This window comes from Aliivibrio sifiae (assembly GCF_002954705.1).
Lineage (GTDB): Bacteria > Pseudomonadota > Gammaproteobacteria > Enterobacterales > Vibrionaceae > Aliivibrio > Aliivibrio sifiae_A.
Genome location: NZ_MSCO01000002.1, coordinates 1 through 4,638, shown reverse-complemented (window position 1 = coordinate 4,638; position 4,638 = coordinate 1). Strand labels below are relative to the sequence as shown.

The 4,638-nt window shown below is 38.6% G+C and carries 2 protein-coding genes; both read right to left on the bottom strand.

The annotated features are described in order from the left end of the window. On the bottom strand, nt 1–430 hold a 430-nt coding region (locus tag BTO22_RS11120), incomplete at its 3' end, for a transposase domain-containing protein (RefSeq protein WP_181044630.1). Between the two features lie 134 nt (nt 431–564). Further along, nucleotides 565–4,638 (bottom strand): Ig-like domain-containing protein (locus tag BTO22_RS19970; protein ID WP_258132566.1); only part of this gene is annotated, 4,074 nt, incomplete at its 5' end.

The following is a 4,638-nucleotide window of genomic DNA, read 5'->3' as shown; positions in this document are numbered from 1 at the left end:
CTTTTGTGTCAGGCGCTCGCCAAACTACGCCATCAACACCTAATAATTGTAAACCGTTCCATGTTGGATGGTTTGCTTCGGTATTCCAGATTTCAGCTGTTGATGTGAAAATATGTCTTACTGCTTCGCTTCCTAGTCTTTGTCTAGCTTGAACTACTGCACTCGGAGCCACTAGTGGCCGTTTTCCTGGCAGCATAAGCTGCATATTACTGGTAATGTCCCAGACTGACTCATCTCGGTAGAAAGCCATGCCTAACACAACCCAAATCATCATATCTAATGGTAATCGGCGCTTACGGATCGTAGCTATCCCAGCCTCTTCTAAACATTGATTAATAAATTCAGGAGGTAATATATCACTGAGTTTTCCGAGAGAATCAGAATCAGGGACGAAATCATTAGCCAGTGTTAGAGCTTTAGTTAGTTGCATAAAAAATCCGATATTGGTTACCCAATATCGGATTTTGAAGGTTTTTAACGATCAGTCAAATGATCTGGAAAATTTCTTAACTGATCGGCATTACCTCAAATAGGCCCTTTATCTAGTTCACGTTATATAACTAACTAATTATTATCATCTAACTTAAACAGTTGATTATCTAATAGCTGAGTTAAGATCTCTGATTGATTAGAGAAGTTCGCATCCTCTAATCCAAATGAACCGACCCCGCCCTCGACAATAATGGTGTGATTATTATCAGAATCATCGGTAATCGCTAGCGTTAAGTCATTACCACTTTCAGATACGGTAACATGAGACAATAAATCTTCCATATCAACAGCACTATCATTACCACTAATGACTTCTGTTAGATCAATTAAATCCTCACCAACAGTAAAATCTTTAATTGTATCAGTACCTGTATCAACACCTTGATCAATCCACTTGAAAATATCTTCCCCTGCACCACCAACTAAAATATCGTCACCTAATCCACCAATTAGAATATCGTTACCTTCATGGCCTAAAATAATATCTGCATTATCTGTGCCGATAACAACATCGTCACCTGTTGATGCATTCAGACTAGAGGTAACAGCAGCATTAACTTCTCCACTAGGGCTTATATTTAATGTTACAAGCTGCTCATCTTCTATCCCACTATCATCGACTGTCGTATATAAAACTTCAAAGGCGACTGATTTTCCTGCTTCAATTTCAGGAGCTGATAATGATGGTTGGAAATAATAAGACCCATCTTCCTCAATACGTAAATCACCGTATTCAGTATCAATAAGTAATTGATTATTATCTTGACTAACTACATAGGTTGTATTTGAAATAACGCCATCTTGCTCGATAACTCTCGGAACTTCAGCTTTAGTTTCATCAATAACAATAGCGGCAGCGTCTAAACCAATAATCCCCATAAGTAATGCCCCTGCCTGCCCAATTGTAGGACGAAGCTTTGGTAACTCAGTAAATAGTTGCCCATCCGTAAGATAAATAATTTTATCCGAAATTTTATTTAATCCACTTAATGTCGTATCTGAGTCTCTAACAATACCAATAGCTGTAACATCTTTACCTATAATAAAGTTTTCCCAAATATCTTTAGGTCCATTAGCACCACCTTGCCAACCACCGTCATTATTACCATCACTAAAGAAGTAGACAACATCATTAGTTTCTCCGGTAATATTAGTAACTTGAGTATCCTGATAGCCCGAAATTACAGCATAAATGCCTTCTTCGTAATCAGTTCCTCCGTCTGGATAAAAATCTTTATCCCCATCTTCCGTCGCGATATCACCTAAAGCGGCATTTAATGTATTAATTGCACTTTGAACAGTGAACCAACCAAGCGACTCTGCATTTTCATCCTCACTGTGATGCTTTTGGTTATCAAAATCGACTAACTGAACGAGAACCTCTTCAGAGCCTTCTTGAGAATTCACATTATCAAGCATGGCAATGGATGCTTCTAAAACGAGCTCCATTCTAGTTTTATCTTGATCTGGATTTGAGTCATCAGATTTAAACGGTTGATGATTCATACTACCGGATGAATCAAGAACTAAAGAAATCAATGTGGTCGGCGTTTCCCCGCCTTGATCTGCATTTATATCTTGACTAGGTGACGCATTCACGGTTGTTGTCGCTTCTGAATTATTTGAAGATTCTTTTGCAACTGCTGAAACATCAATATCAAGAGTTTCTGTCGATGGATAACGAATAACTAAATTATCGTAATTAACCGTTTGAGTATTTTCTCCAATAATATCAATTACCCAAACTTGCTCACCATTAACCTCTTTAAACTCTCCAAGAGGCTGATTTGAATCTTTATCAATAATTTGAGCACCAGCAGGAAGACCTGAAATATTAATAGCATCTAAATATTCACTGCCATCGGTATCCATTACAGATGCAGATAAATCGAGAGCCGTTTCTGTCTCTTGTAGAATCGTATATGTTCCATCAGGATTTAGCTCAACAATGGCATCAGAGAAGATTAATCGCTCGATTTGATATAACTGATCACCATTATCTTCAGGTGCAGTATGGTCATATCCGGTATCTCTACCTAGCGTATCAGTTACTACCCAGTGATCAATACCGCCACCATGAGCGCCACCTTGATTTACAATTAAGTACTCACTGATTTTACCACTGTATATAACACCATCAATACCAAAATCTAGAGGCCCTGTACCTCCATAAATTGAATCATTATTTGCTCCTCCAACAAAAATATCATTGCCAGTACCTGAAACTGAATCACCAATCAAATTATTAACAACACCAGTACCAATAATTAGATTATTACCATCATCACCAAGTACCATTTCACCGCTATAAACAACATTTCCTATGCCTGGTATCGTTCCACCATTAGCAAAGAAGTCTTTAATTGAATCTACATCACTTGTATCAAAGCCTGGACCAGCAACGGCTGACTCGCCTAGCACAACAGATAACGTTGGTTCGTCTGCCACAGCATTAACTATCAGTGTTGCTGTTCCTGTTGAAGATTGATATCCGTCGGTCGCTGTTATTTCAAATTCAACTGCATTATTACTATCAAAATGTACATTTTCTGCAGGCGTAAATTGAGCACCTATAACTTCATCACCATTAAAAATAAGCTCTAAAGAACCAAATGCTGGATCAACCGTAATATTAGTTAACGTAATATCATCTCCATCCAGATCTGTTATCAGCAAGTCGTTTAAATTTAATGGGATAGCGACATCTTCATACGTCGCATTAAATACTGAATCGTCAATGATTGGGGCATTATTTATCGCACGCTCAGTACTGTCAGTTGAAACAGTAATAACACCAGTATCGGTAGCATCATCACTATCTGCTGCTTGATAAGGAATATCTTCACTCACCATAGCATCAACGACTTCAACACCTTGCAATGTCACATTCGAATTTGATGCAGTGGAACCCTCTCCATGAACGGTATAAACCCGAATTTGGTCAAAGCCGCTATCAAGTTGAATATTAGCGGTAAACTCACCGCTGCCATCATAAACATTATGAGTTTCATCATCGAAGATATAAGGGCTTTCTCCAACAAGAGCCCCATCTTTAAATAATAAGATATGAATTTCAGCATTCGCATTACTATTTTCTGAATAATGACCATAGACACTACCAAAATCAATATTAACTTCTTTAATATCAACATCTGTTGTATTCGCATTACCTACATGAGTGAAATCCACTTCAATATAATCTTTTGAATTTACATCTATTTCACGATTACCGACACCAAGACCTGTTTCGTTTGTTGCCGAATCATAATAAAGTTCGTCTGTCATTAATGTACTTGTTGTATCCGGTCTTGTTCCAGAATAAGTACCACCAGAAACAATAACACCGCTAGCTAGGGTGAAAGACGTCACCGTCCCATTATTATAATTAGGCGCAAAGTCTTCTGTTGCATTAAAACTCAGATCATCATTTATCGTATCATCAAGCACATATTCAATTTGAGAATCTTCAGTTAACACCGTTGCTGCGGTAATCTCTGTACGGCTATCACCATCAACAAGATACAATGTTCCTAACTCTGGCAGATTTGTAATCTGAATTTCAATAGATTTACCATCTGTATTGCTAGCATCATCTTCAATGTCACTAACATGAGGCTCAAAAGTAAATTGAACACTTGCATCATCTGTTAGCGTGATTTCAAAATCTGTAGCAATAGGGTCAGAATTAACCGTCACATCCTGCGTTGTTGATATTGTATTACCTACCGCATCTTCCGCTACGATAAATAGTGAGTTTGAACCTTCTTTCAGCGAGTTTGTTATCCCGATGGTGTATACACCGTTCATGTCCGCTGTACCAGTCGCCGTCTGCGTTTGGTTATTCGCATCCGTATAATTAATCGTTACAGTAGCACCCGCTTCCGTAACACCGGTTATATCTGGTGTATGAATATTAGTAACAGTATCCGCGTTTGAGCCAGTATTGGTCGCGTTCGTAATATCAGAAGTCAATCCGATAACTTGGGTATCTACCGTATGGATTGATGTCGCAGTGCTGTTAATCGTGTTACCCGCCACGTCCGTTGAGGTTACGACAACCTCGAACTCGGTGTCATTCGCGAGATCATTGCCCGCAACATCCACACTCCAATTGCCGTTTTCATCAACCGTGGTTTGATAGTCAGT